The organism is Chamaesiphon polymorphus CCALA 037, from assembly GCF_003003845.1.
GTDB lineage: Bacteria > Cyanobacteriota > Cyanobacteriia > Cyanobacteriales > Chamaesiphonaceae > Chamaesiphon > Chamaesiphon polymorphus.
The window spans coordinates 1-22,430 of record NZ_PVWO01000037.1; the positions used below are offsets into that span (position 1 = coordinate 1).

At 43.6% G+C, this 22,430-nt stretch carries 15 protein-coding genes; 6 read left to right on the forward strand and 9 right to left on the reverse strand.

The genetic code is table 11. The features are described 5' to 3' along the window. Positions 1 to 1,457 (forward strand): DUF4407 domain-containing protein (locus tag C7B77_RS04935; RefSeq protein WP_106300888.1); only part of this gene is annotated, 1,457 nt, incomplete at its 5' end. 77 nt (positions 1,458 to 1,534) lie between these two features. Here C7B77_RS04935 and C7B77_RS04940 read toward each other — a convergent pair. The 4 genes from C7B77_RS04940 to C7B77_RS04955 all read right to left on the reverse strand — a co-directional run bounded on the left by C7B77_RS04940 (position 1,535) and on the right by C7B77_RS04955 (position 8,803). Beyond that, entirely contained in the window at positions 1,535 to 3,028 is a 1,494-nt protein-coding gene (locus C7B77_RS04940; protein WP_106300890.1) for a tetratricopeptide repeat protein, read from the reverse strand. Further along, positions 3,028 to 3,540, reverse strand: coding sequence for a phospholipase D-like domain-containing protein (locus tag C7B77_RS04945; RefSeq protein WP_106300892.1), 513 nt, complete (start codon positions 3,538 to 3,540; stop codon positions 3,028 to 3,030). The genes C7B77_RS04940 and C7B77_RS04945 overlap by 1 nt, the downstream gene beginning before the upstream one ends. 10 nt (positions 3,541 to 3,550) lie before the next feature. After that, positions 3,551 to 8,485: a DEAD/DEAH box helicase gene (locus tag C7B77_RS04950; protein WP_106300894.1), complete on the reverse strand. Its 4,935-nt coding sequence runs from the start codon at positions 8,483 to 8,485 to the stop codon at positions 3,551 to 3,553. An 87-nt stretch (positions 8,486 to 8,572) separates the two neighbouring features. Beyond that, positions 8,573 to 8,803 carry a hypothetical protein gene (locus C7B77_RS04955; protein ID WP_219891990.1) on the reverse strand — a complete coding sequence of 77 codons (231 nt, stop codon included), beginning with the start codon at positions 8,801 to 8,803 and terminating at the stop codon, positions 8,573 to 8,575. A gap of 127 nt (positions 8,804 to 8,930) precedes the next feature. Here C7B77_RS04955 and C7B77_RS04960 point away from each other — a divergent pair, with 127 nt between their 5' ends. After that, entirely contained in the window at positions 8,931 to 10,028 is a 1,098-nt protein-coding gene (locus C7B77_RS04960) for a DNA sulfur modification protein DndB (protein ID WP_219891992.1), read from the forward strand. Between the two features lie 19 nt (positions 10,029 to 10,047). On the opposite strand, the gene C7B77_RS04965 is transcribed toward C7B77_RS04960, so the two are convergent. Together C7B77_RS04965 and dpdA are read right to left on the reverse strand one after the other, a co-directional pair. Then, on the reverse strand, positions 10,048 to 10,911 hold the full coding sequence (locus C7B77_RS04965; protein WP_106300898.1) for a hypothetical protein: 864 nt from the start codon (positions 10,909 to 10,911) through the stop codon (positions 10,048 to 10,050). A 37-nt stretch (positions 10,912 to 10,948) separates the two neighbouring features. Continuing rightward, entirely contained in the window at positions 10,949 to 13,051 is a 2,103-nt protein-coding gene (gene dpdA / locus C7B77_RS04970) for a tRNA-guanine transglycosylase DpdA (RefSeq protein WP_106300900.1), read from the reverse strand. Positions 13,052 to 13,374: 323 nt separating this feature from the next. Between dpdA and C7B77_RS04975 the strand changes: the two genes are divergently transcribed. The 3 genes from C7B77_RS04975 (at position 13,375) to C7B77_RS04985 (ending at position 16,419) form a co-directional block, all read left to right on the forward strand. Then, positions 13,375 to 14,337, forward strand: coding sequence for a tyrosine-type recombinase/integrase (locus C7B77_RS04975; protein WP_106300902.1), 963 nt, complete (start codon positions 13,375 to 13,377; stop codon positions 14,335 to 14,337). A gap of 280 nt (positions 14,338 to 14,617) precedes the next feature. Continuing rightward, the gene (locus C7B77_RS04980) at positions 14,618 to 15,652 is read left to right on the forward strand and encodes a tyrosine-type recombinase/integrase (RefSeq protein WP_106300904.1); all 1,035 of its coding nucleotides are present in this window, start codon (positions 14,618 to 14,620) and stop codon (positions 15,650 to 15,652) included. A 23-nt stretch (positions 15,653 to 15,675) separates the two neighbouring features. Further along, the gene (locus C7B77_RS04985) at positions 15,676 to 16,419 is read left to right on the forward strand and encodes a tetratricopeptide repeat protein (RefSeq protein WP_245894062.1); all 744 of its coding nucleotides are present in this window, start codon (positions 15,676 to 15,678) and stop codon (positions 16,417 to 16,419) included. 107 nt (positions 16,420 to 16,526) lie between these two features. Here C7B77_RS04985 and C7B77_RS04990 read toward each other — a convergent pair whose 3' ends face one another. Beyond that, a complete protein-coding gene (locus C7B77_RS04990; protein WP_106300908.1) occupies positions 16,527 to 16,859 on the reverse strand; it encodes a hypothetical protein in 333 nt (110 codons plus the stop codon). A gap of 566 nt (positions 16,860 to 17,425) precedes the next feature. Between C7B77_RS04990 and C7B77_RS04995 the strand changes: the two genes are divergently transcribed. Then, positions 17,426 to 19,666 (forward strand): hypothetical protein, encoded by a 2,241-nt coding sequence (locus C7B77_RS04995; protein ID WP_106300910.1) that lies wholly within the window; start codon positions 17,426 to 17,428, stop codon positions 19,664 to 19,666. On the opposite strand, the gene C7B77_RS05000 is transcribed toward C7B77_RS04995, so the two are convergent. Both C7B77_RS05000 and C7B77_RS29640 read right to left on the reverse strand, forming a co-directional pair. Continuing rightward, positions 19,638 to 20,294 carry a hypothetical protein gene (locus tag C7B77_RS05000; protein ID WP_106300912.1) on the reverse strand — a complete coding sequence of 219 codons (657 nt, stop codon included), beginning with the start codon at positions 20,292 to 20,294 and terminating at the stop codon, positions 19,638 to 19,640. The genes C7B77_RS04995 and C7B77_RS05000 overlap by 29 nt on opposite strands. Before the next feature lie 346 nt (positions 20,295 to 20,640). Further along, on the reverse strand, positions 20,641 to 22,430 hold a 1,790-nt coding region (locus tag C7B77_RS29640; protein ID WP_181243711.1), incomplete at its 5' end, for a hypothetical protein.

Here is a 22,430-nt window from a genome sequence, read left to right on the forward strand (position 1 = left end):
ATATGAATATTTTCAAATCAAATTTTGGATCTAAATTTACTCATAATGCACTCGACAAAGTGCAAAAAAATCGCCCACTTAATCTGCGAGTAGATTTAAAATCAGTCCAAGCCAACACTGAAGAATTTCTCATCGGCTTCTTAGCTGGGGCTGACACCAAACTCCTCAAAACACCAGAATTAGCTCAAGATCGTAAAAAATACGCCACCATTGGTACCTCCGTCTTATTTACTGCCCTACTTGCTGGTTTCTCCGGTGGCTATGCCTTCTTTACCGCAGTTAAAGTTATCAATTTATCTCTAGGCTTCGGGATACTTTGGGCGGGGATGATTTTAAATCTCGATCGCTCGATGTTAATTAGTATGTCTTCCAAACCAGGGAAGCAACCTAATTTATTTCAAAAAGTAGTTACTGCATCTCCTCGTTTATTGCTCTCGATCGCCATCGGTGTAGTAATTAGTACTCCTTTAACTTTGAAAGTATTCGAGAAAGAAATCGATGCCCAAATCGAGAAAGATTTTGTGAAAGTTGAAAAAGTCCAACAGCAAACTAAGCAGGCTGAAGTTGGCAAAATTCAAGGCGACTTGCTAGCAATTCAAACGAAAATTAATAAACTAACTGACAAAAAAAGTACTAAACAAGATGAACTAGACAGGGAAATTCAAGGCAAAGTTGGTTCGGGAAAGGAGGGTGAAGGCTCGGCATCAAAATCGATTCGAGAAAATATCCAGAAAATCGAAGCAGATCTTGCCAAGGAAGAAGCCGCTAAAGTTCGAGAACAACAACGGATTCAACCAGAGATCGATCTCATCGAACAGAAATACGCTCGCGAATCAAAAATTCGCAAAGATAGCGATGGCTTCTTAAGTCGATTTGCAGCTAGAGAGGAAATCAAACATCATAATTCGGCAGCAAATTTAGCCATTCATAGTTTGGAGATTTTACTAATTGCGATCGAAGTTGCTCCGCTCCTGATTAAACTAATGGCTAAAGATGGCAACTACGAACGAGCCATCAAAATAGCGCAACAACATACGATCGAGCGCATCGAGCAAGAGGCTAAAGATAAAGCTAAACTTCAATCCAAACAGCAATTGATTGACTATGAAAATCAAGACAACGATCTCGATCGCAAAATTCTGTTAGCCAATATTTATAAAGATCCTCAAAACTTCAATTTATTACTAAAAATGTTTGAATTAGATACACTCAAACTAGATCTACGGAATAAATTGCTACATAAACTACTCGAATCGATCGAAAAACATACTGAAAATAAACAAGAGTTCGATAACATCCTCTCAGCTTACGGCGATAGTCTAGACGATCGAGAGCGCGACATCTATCAAGATCTGTTCGCACAGCTACAAGCCTTGACTCAAGGGGATGTACGCCGTAACATCACTTTACTCGATCGATCCCCGCAGACAAAGTTAGATGAGTTATCTGCCCCCTAGTGTTGTGCACAAATTCGATCGAATCAGGAAATCAATCTCTTAGATTCGATCGAAATTATCTCCACTTCACATGCTTCTCACGATCGATCCATCCAATCGATGTAAGCACTGACAAGTACCTCAATATCTTGAACCGAGAACAAAAGTCGTACTCGCTGTCGAGCTGTTTTGATAAGTGCCTCAAAACTTAGCAAATAAGAGATCGATCCGACATTACATTTTTTATAGTACTCTCGTTTTTGTTTATTAGATAAATCTCCAAATCCTCCAAAACTAGCAACTCGTGCCATCAGGATGTAGTCTTCTAGTCTAAATAAGCGATCGCCCGATTCTTGTAAGATCTGATAAGCCATCCCTGCTTGAATGATATCTCCAGATATTGTCCATATTCTAGCTAAAGCTAATAACACTTTCAGGCTATGTCGATCGTCATTCCAAGCTTTTTCTAAAAATTGACGAGCTTGGGCTTTTTCTCCTAGCGCATCGAGTGCGATCCCTCGCAGTCCCGATAAGATCGGTGAAAGCTCATCAATTGATTTAGGTAACTGCGATAGAACATCTTGAAACTGACCTCGATCTATCAGTAGACTCATTTGTCTAAATACGATCTCCTCCGTCTGTGCTGGAATCGATTGATAAATTTTTAATGCCCGATCGGTTTTACCGATTGCTGTATAAGATTCAGCTAAAGCCATCAGCACATTACTTGCTTTTGGATATTCATTGTGAAGAGATTCAAGTCGATCGATTCGCTCTCCTGGCTCGATTTCTAATAATTTAACTAATTGCTCGTTAAGCGTTGCTCCCACGATCGTGGGGGGTAACTCTTGAGGTTTCAGGGCTTGGTGAAGTAGTTGTCTGACTCCATTAGCTTGGCGAAGTCTCTCTAATTCGGGGAGAAACTCTTGAGCGATTTGTTGAGCCGAACAGAGGGCTTGGGCGGTATTGGTTTGGTGCGAATATTGAATATGCGCTGTGACTAATTGCTCTACTAAACGTCCAGATACTGGCAAGGCAAGAATTCTAGATCTTTCGGATTTCCAGAGTTCGATAACTTGCTCCTGTCGATCGGCTTGGGTATAAAGTGTAATTAAAGCCCTTAATGCGTTACTATTGTCGCTATTAATTTGCCCTAATAGTCGTTCTTCAATTTCGCTGGCTTGTTCTAATGTTCGATCGAGATCGCCAGAGTTCACTTCCTGAGTAGCTGCAATCGGACGAAATGACTCATTATTCAACTGCTTAACCGCTCGACTAAATTTAGTTTGCCAATCTTTGAAGGTTTGATGTGTCTTTATTTTATCCGCCGATCGCACCGCAATGCTATTCATAGTGGATGCTTCACCCGCTGCTGCTACTTTTGCTATCTTGGTTTGCACATCGGCTTCTGTCCCAGTAACATAAATAAAATGAGTATAATTTTGCTGTTTCGATGGCATTAAACGGCTGACCTTGAGGTTTTCCATTCGTAATAAGCGGAAAATATTCTCAGCTTGAGACTCATTTTCACATTTAAAACGCAATCCTACCTGATCTACCGCACCCAGACTGCTATCGATCTGATACTCCATTAGATCGAGTTCCCCTTGTTAAAATATTCACAACAAATTTGTCCGAGTTGAGCCAGATTTCGCTCGTCATGATAATAGGTAAATAGCTCGATGTTCTGATTGAGTCCGCGACCAGTCAGATTGAAAGAGCCATCGATCGCACCATAGCGACCTACATAAATTTTAGAATGCAGTTCTGGCAGTACTGTAACTTGAATGCGATCGCTTTGCTGACTGAGTTGTTTGAGTGGAGAATGATAGTTGGAGTCAGTTCCGACTGTGATGTTGACACTACTACCATTAGCCGCAATTTGATGCAAAATGTCAAACAAATGCAGGGCTTCCTGTTTGGTTTCGACAATTTGTTGAAATGAGACGTAATAGGGCTTGTCTAAGCGAAAATTAGTCACCCAAGGGGCGACAATCCAAAAGGTGCCAGTGTCATCCAATTGAGATGCCAACACCTCATTGAGCAAGAAATTATAGATCGTGGCTTGACCGCTGGGTTGTAATTGTGTCGATTGTTTGGCCATGATGGTAATCTTACTGGATCGGGCGGATGGTAATTTGAACGATCGGCGATGTCGTCAGTTTCAAGTCGTTGGCATAAATGGTTTGAATATCGGTAATCATCGGATAAACCATCCCGACATCCGTATCGATTCCGGCATCCGTTAGATAACTAATCGTGGCACACAGATCGGCAAGACGATCGCTTTTAACTCTCAGATAGATAACCCGATTGCCCTTCTCCAACAACAACTGCATTCGCTGGCAAATAGTCTCGGCATTATCACCTGCTGCCACTTCCAATGTCTGCGGAGTACGCACTCGATCTAACCATTCGGCGAGCAGGGGACGATTGAGTAAATTGCGACTCAACCCTGGCGATTCGATATCGCTATTGCGGTCGTCGAGACAGCTCGAACAACTACAACGGCAATTTAACAACATTCGGCGTTCTATGCCCGCTTCACAGGCTTTACGCGCTTCATCGGTGGCTCCATATTCATGTTCGTAGAGCTTGAGTAACCGTCCCGACTCCGGATAAGAGATCGATTGCGTTTGCGAAGTAGCTTCCTGCTTGAGTTGACGGTAGAGTAAGGCTTTGGCTTCTGTAAAGGATGGATCGCGACCTAATTCTTCCGCACAGTTAGGCAGAAACCGATCGTTAATCTCCTTGAAGATGCGCCAATTGACAATCGGGTTGCCGTCTACTTCCTGGTTATAGTCGGGAATAAAGACTCTGAGTAGGGACTTCAATTGTGCTTGGCGGACTGGAACGCGCAGTTGCGTTCGCACAGCAGCCAGTAATCGTTCGATCGCCATCTGTCGATCGCTGGATTTCTTCGCTGCGATAATGGCTGTTACCAGAGTCGCACATCCTGCCAACCAGTCTGCCGATTGTGCCAATAAATGACGGAGAAATGCCTCTTCATGTGCGGTCGAACAATAGGTCATTTTCTCTGCTAAAGTAGTCCAAAACTGGTCTGGTTGTTTTCTGAGTAGATCGTGGGTAGCCCGCATTACCCCGATTCCCCCCATCCCGATCTCATACAGCCAAACACGATCTGCCGCTCGTTCTTCAAAATCAGCTTTTAACTCAGTCCAAACCGCAACGTAATTGAGTGCTTCAACCCCTGCCACTTCCTGAGCTACCTGTTTTAGTGCTTGAGTAGTGCTGTATTGAAAACTATCTCGGAGATATTGTTGATAGTTCGATTCTAGGTTGTGAACTTTGGTATAGATATCCAGAAATATTGATAAATAATCATTTTCGCTACTTGCTAATAGTCGGATCGCTTTTTGTTTCTTATCGGATAATTGATGAATTTGGTTGATGGCTGTCGTAAATTCCCGTTCAAATCGATCGTTTCCGCGAACTAGCCAGTCTTTTAGCCCTGCTGGTGTTCCCTCAAGTTTATTGCACCAAGTATCGGCGATCGTTAGGAGCACATTCACTAAATTTTCAGCCGCAAAGTAATTCTCATGACAATCGACGGTTAAAGTTGTAACGAACGCATGACGAATGATATTAGCTTGAAGATTGGCTTGAGTTGCCACAGATAGCTGAATGCCATCCCAGCGGTTTTTATGGAGATCGATCGAGATCCCATCAGTCAATAACTCATAGCCGATTGCACAATTATTTGGGGTATCTTCATCGGCTTGAAATCCAACTACACCTCGAATATCGTCAGCGGCGGATTGATGAAATTTGATTGTATACTCGCTGCCTAAAATTATGCGTTGAACATTTAGTAAATTTAGGTTTCTCGGCTCATCACTGTAGAACACAATTCGCTCGGCTAAACTTTGACCGAGAGGATCGCAGTTTAAAATACGACAATCGGCAGTAAATGTATAGGCAGGAGTTGATGTCTGGCGGATCGGCTCGATCGTTACCGCATTAATCGGCACGGCAGAGGTAGAATGTGCCAGTTGAAAAGTATCCTGTGGCGCACTGAAGGAAGGGTCGCGCGATGGAGTTAAAGTTTCTGTTACTGAATTACACCACCAAAAGGAAGAGTTATAATCTTTACTAAACTGAGTTGGCTTAATCGTGGTAGGACGATAAAATTCTAGCGATCTACTACTTTGCGGAATAATTGAGACTTTTTTCAACGCCCGCTTTGGTAAATTAGCTGTATTAGGTGACTTGTGAATCCGGCTAAATTCATAATGGTTGCTTAGATTAATTAGATTAGCCTCTCCTGCCGAAAGTTCGGGAGGAATCCAAGTAGAACCGTCGCCACCACGAAACGTCACCTTACCTGGGATAGTTTCACTAATTGCCAAACTAATACTTTCAGAATTAAGTGATTTATTCGGATGTCGATTGTCCGGTCGATAATCGACTCTGACTTCGGGTAAATTAATATCAGAAAATAAATTATCGGGTAAATGTTTGCTCAGGAGCTTCCGCGCCTCAACGTGAGAATTAGGATGGCGATCGAATTCGGGATGTAATGCTTTCATTAATCCAGCATGAAAGATACTCCATAACAGTCCTTCATTTTCATTACCCAAGACGCTGGCAATGGCATCATCAGCAATAGCAAAGGTGTTTTGAAGATAATCTTTAAACTCTAGCAGCGAACCCAAGTCGGCGGTTTGTTCCATCAAGTATTCATACCCTGACAGATACAATCGACTTAAATCGAGTTCGATCCCTTGGCAACTGGCACGATAAGCTAACCAGTCAAAGAGAGTATAAAACCCATGAATTCTCTGTAGATAGCGATTTTGTGGATTCAGCGGGAGTTTGTTAAAAGTCGGATCTGTCAGGAGATGTTCGTTGCGGAACAGGAATAAATCAGTGGGCTTATAGGGACTCAATACTGTCACGATAATCGGGCGCGTCCCGACTTGGCGACCCCCTCGACCCTTACGTTGCACGAAACTAGCAACGTTAGTAGGGGCTTGATATTGCAGTACGCACATCAAATTCTCGTCATCATAGCCGACCTCTAACGCGCTGGTAGTGATTACCAGATCATCATTTGGCTCGATGGCTACCGAACGATCGCTCCCCGATTTGCGAACGATCTTCAGCGGTTCGCGACGGGCTTTTCCTTGTTGACTCAGCACCCACCAGCACTCACCCGCTTGGAATAAGGGACAATTTAAGTCAGGTTGCCCGCTACTTTCACAGTTACAGTTATGTTGGAAATTCTGACCTAAGAAATTGGGGAATAGTTGTCGATTATAGGGAGGAAAGCGATAGACATATAGCGGAATAATATCCATCGGTCTGTCGGCAACCGCTCTTGATGAATGAATTTGGCGTTTTTCTTGTTGAGTTTTTTTAACTTTCTCTGCATCTTGCATTTGATACAACCACCGACCGACAATATCTAAGGATTGTACGAATCCAAAAGTGCGATAGCGTCCCTCAGATGGCTGTGGCATGGTGTGGAGTACGCACATTGCTGTTTGAATCAAGGTAGAGATCACAGCAGTATCTTCATTTTCCTCAGCCCGCACGAACAGATACCGTTCGGCTCCGATGGTTTGCATTTCATCTTCTTGCGGCGTTACTGGTACGATCCGAGTAACCGGAATCCCCGATAAATCCGAGAGAAATTGCTTGGGTTCGGCAATAGTCGCACTCAGTCCGATAAATGCCAGATTTGCCAACTCCTGACGATCTTTTTTACCCAGTTCGATTCGTGCCATCAATCGCCGGAGTAACAGTGCTACTTGAGTTCCCGCTGTCGATGTCTGAAGGTGGATTTCATCCAACATCACCACTGAAGGCGCACTAAACCGCTCGGTTCCAAATAGATATTGATACTTTGATGACAATAAACGGTTGTGAAGAGATTCGGTGGTGGCAATCAGTAAATCGGGCGGATGTTTTGCCATCACATCCCTAGCAAACTGAATGAAAGGATATTCTTTTTGACAAACAGGACAAACAAGATTATGAGGTTTGGATGGATATACTATTAACCTTTGTTTTTCCTTGTCACAGGTATGATTTTTTGTACCAACGCAGTGTGCAAAAGGAGATAAATATCCACAGTGTTCTTCACTAAAAGACCATCCGCGCATGGTAGATAAGCGTTTATTTACTTCATCTTTTGTACTCGTAAACTCTCTGCTTTCATAAACTGCCGCACCACTTTCCAATCCAATTGTTAAGGTTGGAAGATGAGATTTAACTAAAGCTTGATTCAAATGGAAAATATTTTCGATAAAATCGGCTAGTTGATTTTCTGAAAGGGCTACTCTGGGGTAAATGCAGATAGCTTTGATACCGACCTTTCCTTGCAAGGAGCGTTCTATCAGCATTTTTGCCAGAATTGGTAGAAAGAAAGCATTAGTTTTTCCCGCTCCGGTACTGGCTGTAACGACAACCCCTTTTTTAAGGTTAATTTGTTTCTCTAATTCGACGACATTTAAAATTTCCTGAAATGCCCGTTGTTGAAAGCCACTTATATTCCTAAGTTTAGGCAGGGCGCGATCGATAACTTCTAATAGAATTCGTGCGGCTTGCTGTTGTTCGACATTGCCATTGAGAAGTGGTTCGAGAGCCTTTTGCGCTTCAATATTTCGGCGCGGAACGCGGCGAGAAGCGACACTAAACTTGACATCAGCTACCAAACGCTTAGTTCTACTGATGCGATGCCTGGGTTTCTCATTATTCTGATTGACAATTCTTTGCCGCAGTTTAGAAATTAATCTGACTGTTTCGACAATGCGACTGCGAAAAATATAATCAGCGGGAGATTCATTGTTGTCAAATCTGATAATTTGTACCTCATCAGCGAGGTATGTTAGCGATCGACCGATCGCTTCTGCTCTATCCTCTGAAGTTAGTTCGATATCTGCTGAAGGTTGAAAGTTATCGATGACTTCAGAACCTGTCATCGTGACATCATAGATCCCGTAGGCAATTTGTTCGGCTTCTCGTTGCTCGATAAAGGTCAGAATTTCATCGGCAAGGCGTTTAATTTCGGGATCTATCATCATCGATGTCGGTCACTATCAAAAGTAGAGTCATTAGCAGAGTTTCAGTTTTCCAAACACAGATAGCCAGTACAACTAGATCGTCAGACCCTAGCTACTGTCTCTATTCCGTTGACCCATCCGCGAGCGAGCAGCCTTACGATGTGCTAGTAACTCTTCAAGAAGCTGAGTTTGTTGCTCTGGATTATTCCAATCTCGGATCGAACGCTCGATTGCAATGCTGACCAAATCTTGAACGGTTGGCGCAGCACTAGAATATTGACTTTCAAGGGAAAGTCGAATTTCCCGCAGACGTTGGTAAAGATCTGCTGAAACACGCACGTTTGAGGACAAGGTGATGGATTGTGAGAGAGCTTCTAAATTTTAGTCCCCTTGACAGAATACCTGCCACCATGTATACATGTATGCAAATTGAATAATAGTCAAATCCACCTACCTTGGAGTTATCATGCTGGAATTAATCGTACAGGGCGTACCCGTGAAGCGAGGAACGTCAGACAAGCAAGTCAGTTATGTTGCCAGCATGACTTTTGGAGACATAGCGAGGCTATTAGATGGCAATTATCTCTACGTTCCCAATCAACCAGACTTACCGGATTTAGCTCAACGCAAACTCAATCCAGCCCGAATTAAAGCCATTGCTATGTATATTTTGGAAAACTACCACAATGGGACGATCTTTTTCCCACCGATTTGTATCAATATTCAGCCCGCACCAATCTATAAAGATGAGCGAATTTTCCTGCCATATCAGTCCGTGGCTATGCGATTGACTGACGGACAACATCGCTGTTTTGGAATTCGTGAAGCACTAATAGAGATTAATCGCGAAGATGCGATGAAGTTTACAATCCTTTCTCAAATTGAAGTTGGCGTGCTGTTTTACTCAGCCCTGTCTTTAGAAGATGAACGGCAGGCTTTTCGCGATCAGAATTTACTCGTACAAAGACCCAGCGTTTCGCTTGCTCACTATTTCGATCGACGGTCGCCTGCTGTTTTAATAGCAAAAGAGTTAATGGAACGAGTTCCTCAATTTCAGAATAATGTCGAACAAATTGAAAATGGATTGAGTCCACACAATCCTAAATTAATCACCCTATCAACTTTAGTGACAGCAACTAAGTATACATTTCCCAATCTCAAAGGAATGACAGACTTGGATCTGAAGATTAACTGGGCAGTTAACTTTTGGCAAGCTTTAGCCAGTATTCTTCCTAACGATCCTTGGCAAGTTAAGAGTAAAGAAGAACGATGCCAACAAAGACAAGAATCATTATTAGTTTCAGCCGTTGTCTTTCAAGCATTGGGAATGTTGGCTCGCGATCTCTATTTAGAGAATGTACCAGAACAAGAGTTAGTTAAGTGGCTAACTCGACTTCAGGAGATAAACTGGCTCAAAGATAATGAATTTTGGAGAGAGCGGGGAGTGACTCAGGTAGGAGCTACGCGAGAACCAATTATTTCTAATACTAAAACTACAGTAAGTGCCTGCCATAAAACACTTCAGGAGTCAATTGGAATACTGCCAATCGACAGTTTAGTTTAGCTAAAGCAAGGGTTAATAACTAGCTTATTAAGTTTTTCTCTATTGGTGAATTAAGTCTATAGTTAGCCACCTCTTGGAGGGCATTCCAATTGGCAAATCTTTCGGGTTCATAACGAGCATCCCACCACAGCCAACCAGTCGAATCAGCCCAAACTTGATGTTTCCTCAAAACTTCTAGACGAGTTAAAGCTAGTCCAGCTAAAACAAAATCAGGACGACTCCAAGTCAGGAGTTCATCGAGTTCCTGAATGGACAAACTAAATTTTAGACCAGTTCTTTTTTTATGGTCTGGTTTTAGTAGCCCTCCTAGTGCGATATATTTATAACCAATATTGCGATACTCACTAATCAAAGGGGCAAGAAAGCTTTTGGGTGAATAATAGTGGATCGGGAAAGAATCTAGTAAAGGAGTTGTCTGTTCTTGCCAATTATTTAATGCGTTTCCAACTTGAACCACGCCAATTAAAGTATAGGTTCTCGGTTTAAGCCAATATTCTTCCCAGCTCAGACGAGCTAAATATAAAGATAGAATTGGTTCGTTAATAATGTCAGGTGCAAAAACATAATCGGGGCTAAATCGATCGCAACGATTTAGATATTGATTGATTTTTTCGCGGAGGTGAACTTCCGATGCTAACCTAACCTCTCTAACCCATCGATCTTGTTTAAACTCACAATAAATATCTTGATACCAAGGATTATTTTTATTAGCAAAGACACCACTATCGATTAAAAAAGGTTTGCCTAAATCTCTAATCCGGTAGAGTAGAGTATTATCGGAATGGGCTGGTGACAGAATTCCATATTCACCTTCCAGATTGGATAACTTTTTAAGTAATCCAGACCAATCTACAGAAAAAATAGGTAGAAATCGACCGTCCATGCTAATTTAGCCATGTAAATAACATATTTAAAATTAATTATAGGGCGATACTATCGGCATTATTCAATAATCCATTAAAGCGTTCGTTGAAAACATAAGTATTGTGAAAACCTCTGCGTCTATTGCGATCGTTGCCTCGAAAAATTACGACTTCAACACCTATATTAGAACAAATTTCACACCCACATTGCTTCCACGGACGATCTTCTAGCAGCACTCTATACATTTGGGCGTGCTTATTCATCCGTTTAGTTGCTTGAATCGAATCTACCTTGCCGTCGCGAGGTAATTCCAATAACAGATCGTATGCTGTCAAAGCCGCTAGAGTCTCATCGATTGCTAACTTTCCTTCATCAAACCTGCGAAGGGACGAGAGAGCTGCTTCTTCAAGCTGTTGTAGAGTTTCAATTGATGCAATACCTGCTTTAACTATGTTCTTAATTCGCAAGCTCCCACTTTTAGGAATTCGGACAGCAGCATAGGTTTTACCCGCAATTGTATGATAATTAGCAGTAGGATCTAACCAAGCTTTTCTCAGAGGACTAGCAGAATCAAAGCTATTTACTCCCAAATGACGAAAAATTGGGACGGCATTAAGCCTTCCTACCCCAAATAGATGGATTCTAGTGGTAGGAGTGAGGTGATGATAAACAGCCTGGAGAATTTCGATGATTTCTGGCGTGGGTGCCCTTGCTAGCCCTCCTAATGCGATATATTGATATCCCATCCCAATGTAACTTTTAACTGCCGCAGCATAAGATTCTGGACTCCATCCTTGCACTGCACCGATCGGTGTAAATTTATACGCTCCTTTTGAGTGTTCTTGAATGAATTCTTCAGCATTATTCATAGTCAGAGCGTAACGTTCTTCTCTAATTCCAGGCTTGGCAAATCCGCCCACAATGAGATGATCGATACTAACACCATAATCAAATCCTACCAGATCGTAGTACTCAATAATCTCTTTAGTTTGATAAGGTGGCTTCTCTTCTTGAATATAGCTAAAAGCTCCGCAATCTCCCATGACTTTACCAGGATACCGGATATAACTATGAACTCCGTTTTCTAATAGAATCTTACTTTTCTTCTTACTTTTATCGAAAACCACTCGTGAAAGCAGAATCCCATTGTAGTTAGGACGCTCGTAGATTTGATGAGCATAAATATCGTCATGATATGGATCTCTGTTTGGAGTATTTGCATCTCCAAGATAATCATAGTTAGGATCGACACGATCGTCCCATTCTGGGATAAAATACTCCATTCCTAGATCGTAATTAGCAGCAGGTTTAAGATCGGGAATCGATATACCCACACCTGTTTCAGAACGACCTAACTTTGATGAATATTGATGATACTGATAGAGATCGATTATTTTCATTGATTCTACCGGAGTAGCATCTAATAAATCCTCTTCTATTGGAATATTTAACTGAATCGATCGATCTTCAATGACTCGACTGAATAACTCAGGTCGTTTGTAAACTTCTGTGAGAATACTGGGATTCTGAATTACCGCCTCTGCAAATTTCTTAAACAAGAAACCTTTTAAGCCAACCAATCCATAACCATAGTGCTTGGCTTGAATGTTAGAAAGAATAAAAGCGACATTTTTTTTAACCTGAGAAGTTTTGAGATACTTTAAGCTTCCTGTTGAAGTTAAAAAGATCGTACTTTGTTCGTCACGACTAATTATCGGGAGTGTCAGCGCACGTAAATATTGTTCTCCAAGTAAAACAAAAATCAAATCGTATTTCTGCGCGATCTCTTCAAGATCGGTATGAACATTCAACGTCATCGCCCATCGATCGATCTCCTCGCTCGTCATAGTGTTAAACGTGACTTCGTAGGGAACGATTTTTTCCTCCTCTCCAATCAACCCATATGCTGCGGAGAGAATGATCAGATCGACTGCTTCAGCCCCACGAGCTTGACGTAAGATACTTATTCCCTCCATCAACCGCAAGTGCTGCGCTCCTGTATACATCTGTCCCGCAGGACAAAGATATTCAGCCAATTGAGCCGAACGGGATTGAAGTAACTCTGAATTTTTGAAGTCATCTAACTGGAGTTGGTTCTCAGGTTTAAATCGCTTTTCTCCAGTACAAGAGGTAACAACTAGAATGCGAGGGTCAAACATGAAATTTTCTAAAGGCGACGTAGAACTACCAGAATTTACATACTGTTTCGGATCGGTTCGCACGACACAAAAGGAGCATATTACTTTTGCCTAAAATTACGGCACAATTTGTCGCGCAAGCTGCGGGGGTTCGTCTAATGCTGCTAGCCGAGCGTATATTTCCTGGCAACGTTATTCTACAGGCTTCCGATCGAGATATCCAAATGTACGGATCTGATTTGCGATGATGTTCACGCAAAAATATATTGTCGTGAGCTTAATTTGCGCTAAAATTCTAGTACTTGTGGTAGCGTAGTTGTCACTACTGCTTGCCTGTAAATTTCATGCGATTGCCAGTATCCAAACCCATTTCAGTAACCAACGCATCTGAAGTCACTCGTTCTTGTTCAGATCTTCTGGCTGACTTTCTCCGACTGAAAATTTCTGCCAATACCAAGCGAAACTATAGTAAAGCGATTACCGATTTTTGTCGTCGCAACTATGACAGCGAAATATCAGAGCGGCTTCTGACTCGGTTTCTCTCCCTACAACAGCCAGAAGCCGTTTATCAAGCTTTACACTACCGACAACTACTTATTGATGCTAAATTAGCCCCCAGCACGATTAACGTCCGGCTCTCCGCTTTAAAATCCTTCGTCGATTATGCCCGTCAATCAGAACAGTGTAACTTTAATCTGGCTGACGTTGCTTGTTTAAAAGTCGAGAGCTACGGCGACACAACAGGGATTGAGGTAGCTGGGTTTAAAGAAATGCTGCAAATTCCAGATCGCACCACCATCAAAGGGATCAGAGATTATGCCATCCTGCGATTGCTTTGGGATAATGCCCTGCGCCGGAATGAGATTTGTAGCTTGGATGTGGGCGATTTCGACAAATCGGGTCGATTAGCGATTTTAGGCAAAGGCAAGATCCAAAAAAGTCAGATCGACTTATCATCAGCAACCACCATCGCGATCGCACAATGGTTAGCAGCCAGAGGCGATTATCGATCGTCAGATCCGCTCTTTAGCAGCCTAGATCGCCGTAGTAAGGGACATAGACTAGATGGCAGCACGATTTATCGCTTGGTGCGAGAGTTCAGCACAGCAGCCGGAATTGATAAGGTAGTTTCTCCCCATCGCATCAGACACAGTGCCATCACTGCCTACCTCGATGCCAGCGATGGAAATATTCGAGCCGCTCAAGGACTAAGCCGTCATGCCAATCTCAATACACTCAATCGCTACGACGATAATCGCCATAAATATCAAGCGATCGCTACTAATACTTTGGCAGATCTAGTTTAAATTTATCCCGCATCTGAATATTATCCAACAGATCCACCTCTCAAATCGGAGTGGATCTGTTGGCTTTTCGATCGAAAACCTCAAAATTTGGGAATCGGCTCTAACCGATGTCTGGTATAAACTATAGGAAAAGCATATACCGCTAATACGACTTAGCGGTATATTTAAAGAAGCCCCGAAACAGTGAAGATTTTTCAGCGAAAGATGTCGAGTATGAAATTTTCTAAATTACTCAGACGATCGATCGCCAAACTATTCCCAAATTTCACGGCGTGCAGCTATGGATCGACCCACTACTTCAATCACTACCACCGCCACTTTCATCCTCGATGCCAATGAATTAATTAGGGTATTTACCAACTTCCTCCAATTCGATGTGGCTTCCGGTGGTGCTAGTGCCGAAACCATCCGCACTTACTGGTGCGAAGCGAAACAGTACTTGCTCTGGTGTGAAGCCAATCAACTCCAACCCCTAACTGTGACGCGGGATGCGATTAAAATCTACCGTCATCATCTCGTCCAACAAAAATATAAACCCGCTACCATTTCCCTTAAATTAGTTACCATCAGTCGGATGTACGATGCAGCGATGGAATATGGACTGCTCTCTCAAAACCCCGTCTGGGGCGTAAAAGCACCCAAACGACGCGGCGATCCGGCTGACTCGATTACCTATCTCACTGCGACTGAAGCCTCCACTTTACTCCAAGCTCCACTGGCTAAATCTACCCCAATCAAAGTTCTCCGCGACCGCTTCTTGTTGGGGTTGATGACATTGGAGGGGGTAAGATCGATGGAAGTTTATCGAGCTAATGTGGGCGATATCGTTCGCTCTCCCACGGGGGTCGGGATTACCGTGATGAGCAAGCGACAACAACGAGTCGTACCGCTGATTCCCGACTTGGTGGATTTACTAGACCGTTATTTACTCGCTAGGAGGCAGGCTAAATTTATTACTACCGCTGTCACGCCGCTATTTATCAATCTCCATCATCCGCGCCATCAAATCGACCCAGACAGAGAAGATCGTCGTCTCTCCAGACGGGGAATTAGATTCGTTGTCGATAGCTATCTGACAGAACTCAACCTCAAGCATGGGGATGGACGGACTCTCTCAGCCCACTCTCTACGGCATACAGCGGGGACTCTCGCGATTCAAAATGGGGCATCTTTGCGCCAGGTGCAGGATTTATTGGGTCATGCCGATCCCAAGACGACGGCAATTTATACGCATATTGGGGATCGGTGGACGAATAATCCGGCTCTCAAGTTGGGGATTAACCTCAATCCCGATGAGAAGGTGATGGAATCCTAACCCTTGCAAAATTTATGATATAAGTGAAATATTTTAGACTCAAAAATATGTCAGAGCGATCGTCAGAACGAGAAAATTATCCGATCGCCCCAGATAGCTATATTACGATCGGCAATCATCAATCCCAACGTGGAAATTATCCCAGTGCCTTAGCTGCTTATGACTGCGCCGTGCGACTCGATCCTAGTTATGCCAAATCTTATAACTATCGCGGTTCGTTCAAGTATGCTTCCTTGGGTGATATCCAGGGTGCGCTGGCAGATTTCGACTTAGCTGTTCGATTCGACCCTGACTACGCCGTTGCTTATGCCAATCGGGGTTTGCTTCGGTATCAGCAATTGGGTGATATTCCTGGTGCCTTAGCCGACCTCAATCTATCGATCGTGCTGAACCCCTATGATGCTTCGACGTATACCACTCGCGGTTTGATTAAATATGACATCCTCGATGATGTTGAATACGCTCTAGCAGATTATGACTCAGCCATCGAGAGCGACCCAAATTTTGCGCCTGCCTATAACTGTCGCGGCTTGTTAAAAAATGTCAAATTAATGGATATTTCAGGTGCCCTGGCTGACTACGATCGTGCCATCGAGCTAGATCCTACATTATCTGAAGCTTATTATAATCGCGGTACGCTCAAGCATCAGGAACTAGGCGATCCCGTGGCGGCTTTAACCGATTACGATCGGGCGATTTCCCTCGCTCCCAATTTAGCTGCTGCTTATTTTGCACGGAGTTTGCTCAAACGCAATCTACAAAGGTGACGTTCGAGGAGCTAATTTCGATCTGGATCTCGCAGGAGGTCTTTTGAACTATTCCGTCGGAAAATTGGGAAGCCAGAAAATCAGATAAATAATTGCTCGATCGTTGCCTATGCTTCAACAGCCTCTTGAATCTCGTCTTTGGCGGGCTTGATCTTTTGCTCGAAGACTTGAATTCCCGCGATCGCTATTTCCCATCCGTCCGCGCCTTTTTGAAGTTGCCCAGAGATCGCGCCGATCCAATGCTCTAGTTGTGCTGCTGTGGCTGCTGCTTTTCTCAAGCTCTTGGCATTCAGGATTGCGCTGAAGACAGTCCCACTTTCATCTGTGAGTTTAACCCGAACCTTTTTATCCGGCAGTGGTTCTGCTTCCGGCATCGACCCGTCAAACTTGAGCGTAATTTCTTTTTTGAATAGCTTGGCTTGGGATGCTGCTTCTATCATGGTGGTTCGATACTCAACAAAACTCTATCATAAATCCGATCGAGTGTCGATCGAAAACGACTTTTTGGGGTATTATTGATAAAGCACAATTTTTAATCTAATTATATTAGGTCAAATCTGTCAAATAGTCCCCATTTACTAGGGCGCAACAACCAAAGCCCGGAACGGATGTCCCAGGCTTCGATATAGTACTTCTACCATCTGCTTCTCCAAGATGAATGTTTTCGCCGACAGAATCTTGAAGTCAGTATGGTATCAGTTTATCATGTATTTTTTAAATTTGCTAATGTTTTAAGTAAGTTTCCTAAAAACTCCCGACTTTGTAGTGTAGATGTTGTCATGGATTACCATAGCCAGTAATTATGTATTGATAAGATCGGTCGAGCGGTGGATTAAACCTCTTACACCAATTTCTTCTATACTCCAACATCATCGATCGAGCTTCAATTGGTTCGGATTAGACTTAGACACCAGCCCGATAAACTAATATCTGCTGCCGATCGTCGGGGCAAAGAAGTATTAATCTTGTTAGATGCCCTAGTTGTAAGCCACTACAACTAGGAACGATGAAACTCGAACTCTACACCGAATTATCAAAGCTATTTTATCTCGGATATAGATTTATCAAAGCCGATAACACCGATACCCCCAACTGGGTAACGATCGGTAAGCATCCGCTCAACAGTGGCGGATTTATTAAGTATTACGGAAGTCTACTTTTTCTACTGGGCGTAAGTTTTGGTGCCCAGACGCGGTATGCCATGCTCGATATCGATATCGATAGTCCATACCACCCAGCTAACAATCGTCAAGCTTTCCAGAAATTACTCGACGCGCTCAATCGGGTAGGCTTAGTATACCCTGTATTCGTCCGCAGTTCTAACAGCGGTGGTTTGCACGTCTACTTTTTCTTCCCTCGTCCGCTCAAAACATTTAACGTTGCCACATTGATGCACGTTACTCTGATTAATGCTGGATTTGTGCCTAAACCTGGACATTTGGAGCTTTTCCCCAACCCTAAAGCTCATACTGACACTCCAGGTGAATATAGCAACTATCGAGCGCATCGATTGCCAGTCCAGCCAGCATGTGGCTCCTGCATGGTAGACGCATGGGGAGATCCCATTATGAACCTCGAAAGTTTAACCCATGAAGGTCAGGTATTGATGTTTTTGCGCGAAGCTGAGAAATCCGCTCAAGCTCACAGCGCGTATATCGAACAGATCGAAGCAAAACTCGACTGGACGTACACCCTTTATACGCAGAAAATTGATAAATACCAGCATCCACAATCTGGGCTGAGTGAAGTCGCTCAAGAATGGAAGGAGAACCTCGAATTGAGCATGATGGTAGGCTGGACTGGATATCATCAGACAAACATTATCCTCCCCCTATTCGTTGCCTATGGCATCGTATTTATGGGCTTAGATGATAAACAGAAATTATTCGATTGGATACATACAAATGTATTGACGACTAGAGGTTACAAAGAATACTGTAGACATCAACATGAGATCGACAAACGGATTTGGGCCTGGGTCGATGGTACCCTAGACAGTGAATACTATGTGAAATACTGTGGATTTCCGCCACGGAAAGGGATTTCCGTCCATAAATTAATCAAACATCTCCAGCAGAAGGGGCGCAAACCTAACGAGCACAACCAAAAACTTGCCGACCGAACCTTCGAGCAATTACAGGGCGTAGTCAAGGTAATTGGCACGTTACCATGCCTAATCGTCGAACGAATTGCTGTAATTCAAGCGAAATACCAAGAACTGTTTGGTGCCAAAATTTCTAATAATACGTTGTATAAGAAAAACTACTTACCCTTGTGGAATGACAAAAATACAATAGTTACACTTGTCAGTTCTCTAACTAGTATGGAATCGATAGAACATAGTTTAGATAACACATTTACAGCCTCAAATCTTGAAGCAGAGACTTCTCTTATAACTGCTATAACCCCCTTTGATATTGAGGTTTCGCATACTATTTCAACATATGAAGTTTTTTCCCTCAGCTCCAATACTGAGCAGATTATATTCTCTGAGGTTCAAGATATTAATTTAACTACAGATGAATTATTAAATTTAGAACCACATTTACTAGTAGAATTCTCACCCGATCTAATTCAGTCTGAATCTCGTTCTGAAATCTTACGATTCGAGTCACAACGACCTTTATCTGACTCAGATCTTGAAGTTCTATCTAACTCAGATCCCGAACCTTCTTGCTTAGAAGCCTCATCTGATATAAGTATAGCTTATACTCAAGCCGCTGCGAAAAATTCGCCAAATAACATAAATGAAACTTATCGGTCTACAGTGGAGATTGCCCGTGAGATCCGTGCTTGTCACCTTCAACCAGACGATCGCTTGTTGCTGGAACTGCTGCATCATCCCTCGATCGAATCGATCGAGCAGTTGCTAGAACTAGGTAGTCGGTTACTGGATGCGAAATCTTGGACGGATGTGGAAGATCTGGCTGGAGGTCTTTCACCCGCCTGGAAACAAGATTTGTGGAGTACCTTTACCAATCGGGAGCGAGCGATCGTTAACGCGCTCAAGGCTCAAAGTGAAGTCGAGTTAGTTGCTGTTGCCTTGCCAGATGACAATGCAGAAGTGACAAAAACCGCCGAGAAAGTGCCTCGGAAATCCTTTGGACTAGAAGACGTGGTTCGGGCAGTTACGGGGCTGGTGGGACGAATTAAGCGGATCTATAAGTATAGTAACGAGCCATACGCGATCGAGGACGATCTCGGTAAAATTCATCGATTCAGCGAGGAAGATCTGTTTCCGACTTAACCGAATCGGTATTTTGCCATAACGGTTTATATGCCGATTTATATAGAGTATTATTGGAAATTTTAGAACCGAACATTTCCAGCGATCTAGACTGAATTAATTCGATCCGATCTACCATTTGGAGTGGAAGCTCTTCGATACTGGCTAAGATTGCTATAATTCGCTCTCTGGTTCGATCGGCAACTTCGTCATTATGTGTATTAGCTCTACTTGTCGATAGTTTAGGTGGATTGAGCTTGAATTTCTGGGGAGCTTTTTTACTCTTTTTGGGGCGTTGTTCTGGAGTAGCTTTGGAAGTTTTACGAACTGGCTCGACTGCCATTTCAACAAACTCAAATTGCCCAGTGGTGAGATCTAAATTAACTTCGATCGATACGTGGAATTTGCGTTCTGATTTATGTTCGGAGGCAGAATCGACGTTGCCAATTTTAATATTGCCGATAACCGAACCCATCGCTCGATAGATCCGTTGCCCGATATCTAGTTGGGCTGATTCTTGTGCTTTTCTAGAGATTTTTTGTGAGGGCAAATTTTTCTTTGTCTGCGAACGTTTCGCCACATTCGATTGGGGTGGAGGTTGCCGTACCGATTCTGACTTGTCCTCGATTGCGGTAGCTACTGTCCTCATGAACTTATACCTCTATCTCTGAATGACTTTATTTTAATGCTTACCATTCCCAGCGTTCGTGCAGCCCTTTTAACTATTATTTATTAATCAGAAGTGGAGTCTCTCTAAACTATCAAAAATTAGCTTCCAGCAGTTTTTTAGTAATATTATTTAGTTCGACAACTCGACCTCTCATCTATTATAAACTATCCATCGACTCTACCGATCTACTTACATCGTTAACAAGACTGTAACTTGACTAAGATTCTTTGCCCAGGCGATGCCAAAGCCGATAATGGCTAAAGTAGCCTAACACGCCAAAAATGTCAAAGTACATTTCAAACCTTCGCCAGAAATAACTTATAACTCATTGTGTTAGTGCTGACGATTGTGGTTTGTTCTCGACAGTGGGAAGGTGGATGGGAATTTGGGCGAGCGTTTCACTCTGGGTGGGTTTGCTGGTATCTTTAGCCGATAGACTCGAACCGCTGGCGATTCTCCAGGGGAGAGGCTCCGCCAACGAGTTTAATTCCTGTTGACGCTCGCCCGCCTGCTCTTGCGGCACTGCCTCGTTATAACCGCAAGGATGCTCTAACACGGTATAACCAGCCGCGCTTAGATACTTCCTAGTTAGTGCATCCACTGCGTTACCATCGCCAAACACGATCGTCGCCCCAGATTTGCGTGCGGCTTTGAGTAAAGGCAGGTATTCCTGGTGAAAAAATGGCTCTAAGTTTTGGCGAATCACAGTCTTCCCGTCAAATCTGTTGCCAGTTACCAATACTGTATCGGTGGACTCGTACTTGCTCGTGTTGGCATTTTCCCCATACGCTTCGGTGTAGAGTTCCACTCGCGACGGTTGGGATAACAGGCTTTTACCGATATATTTATTGGCGGCAAAGCCCATCGCTACATCCAGCGTCGCCCGTGCTGGTAAATTGGCGAGGTTCTGCGTGCTGTAGGTACTCAGAACTTTATTAATTGCCGCACCCCGCTCGTCATAGTTATAGCTATAGTGACGGTAATGCTCCCGCATATAGCTTTCTAAATCGGCAGTAGGTACGACGGCAGCATAAACTTTACCAGCACGAGTTTGGGGGGCACTACAGTCGATTTTGACTGGAGATTCGCCCATATTATTGACAAATCGATCGCGCAAGTATTCAGCCCCAAAGTAGAAGACGGTATGCTGACGATTTGCACTCGTTCCCACCTTGGCGTGGAACCGCGCCTTAGCTTCCGCGCCGATCGCTGCAATCTCTACAGGCAACGGTTGCAGCTTGTCGATCTCGATCTGGGGCGCGATCTCTACTCCACCTGCATTTCGCAACCAGACACCTAAGTCTTGAAGATTTTTGCCGACGATCGGGCGTACCACCCGCGCTGCTGCAAGTTCGCGCTGGTAGGCTTCGAGATCGAGCGGCTGCTGGAGCTGGGGAGAGAGTAACTTGGCGAGGCGACTGATGAGCGGATCGGCTTTACTACGCCCTTGCTTTATAGCTTGAGGATCGACGAGCAACACGCTATAACCGCGCTGGTACTCAGCTCGATAGTTCGGATGCGGATTGGTGTCAGCAGTGTATAGCGTATAGGGAATGCTGGCTCGTTTGCCATCACCCTGGAGCGATCGCTCGACTGCTGCTAAATCTTTAGCTGGAGTGCAGATTTGATAGCGATCTCGTAGCTCCACCCGCTCGTTAACGATCGTGGGAATTTTGGTTTGCGTCACTAGCAGCGGATTGGAACTTAGATCGTCAAGTGCAGCAATTCGAGCGCGATCGAGCGGCTCTTTCGATCTAGTTTGATAGATTTTATCGGCTTGCGAAATCTCCCACACTGCATTACTAAACAGTTTGTCTGGTGTGGGTATTTCCAGGCGGGTTTGAGTTTTAACGACTAACGAACGGGGTTGGGGGATAGGTAATGGTTCGGCTTGAGTTTTGGTAGCGATATCCCAACCATATTCGTGGAGGAAGCCTGCATCTTGCGCCGATTTGGTCGTCACCTCGCCTAATTTAACTCGCCCTGCTGATGTTTCGCGCACCAGATCCCAACCCAAAGTCACGGGTTCGCAGGATGAAACTTGGCGCGAGAAATCGGTTTTGACGAAATAATCGGGAAACCCTTCGCGAATCTGGTTCCCGTTTTTATCGACAA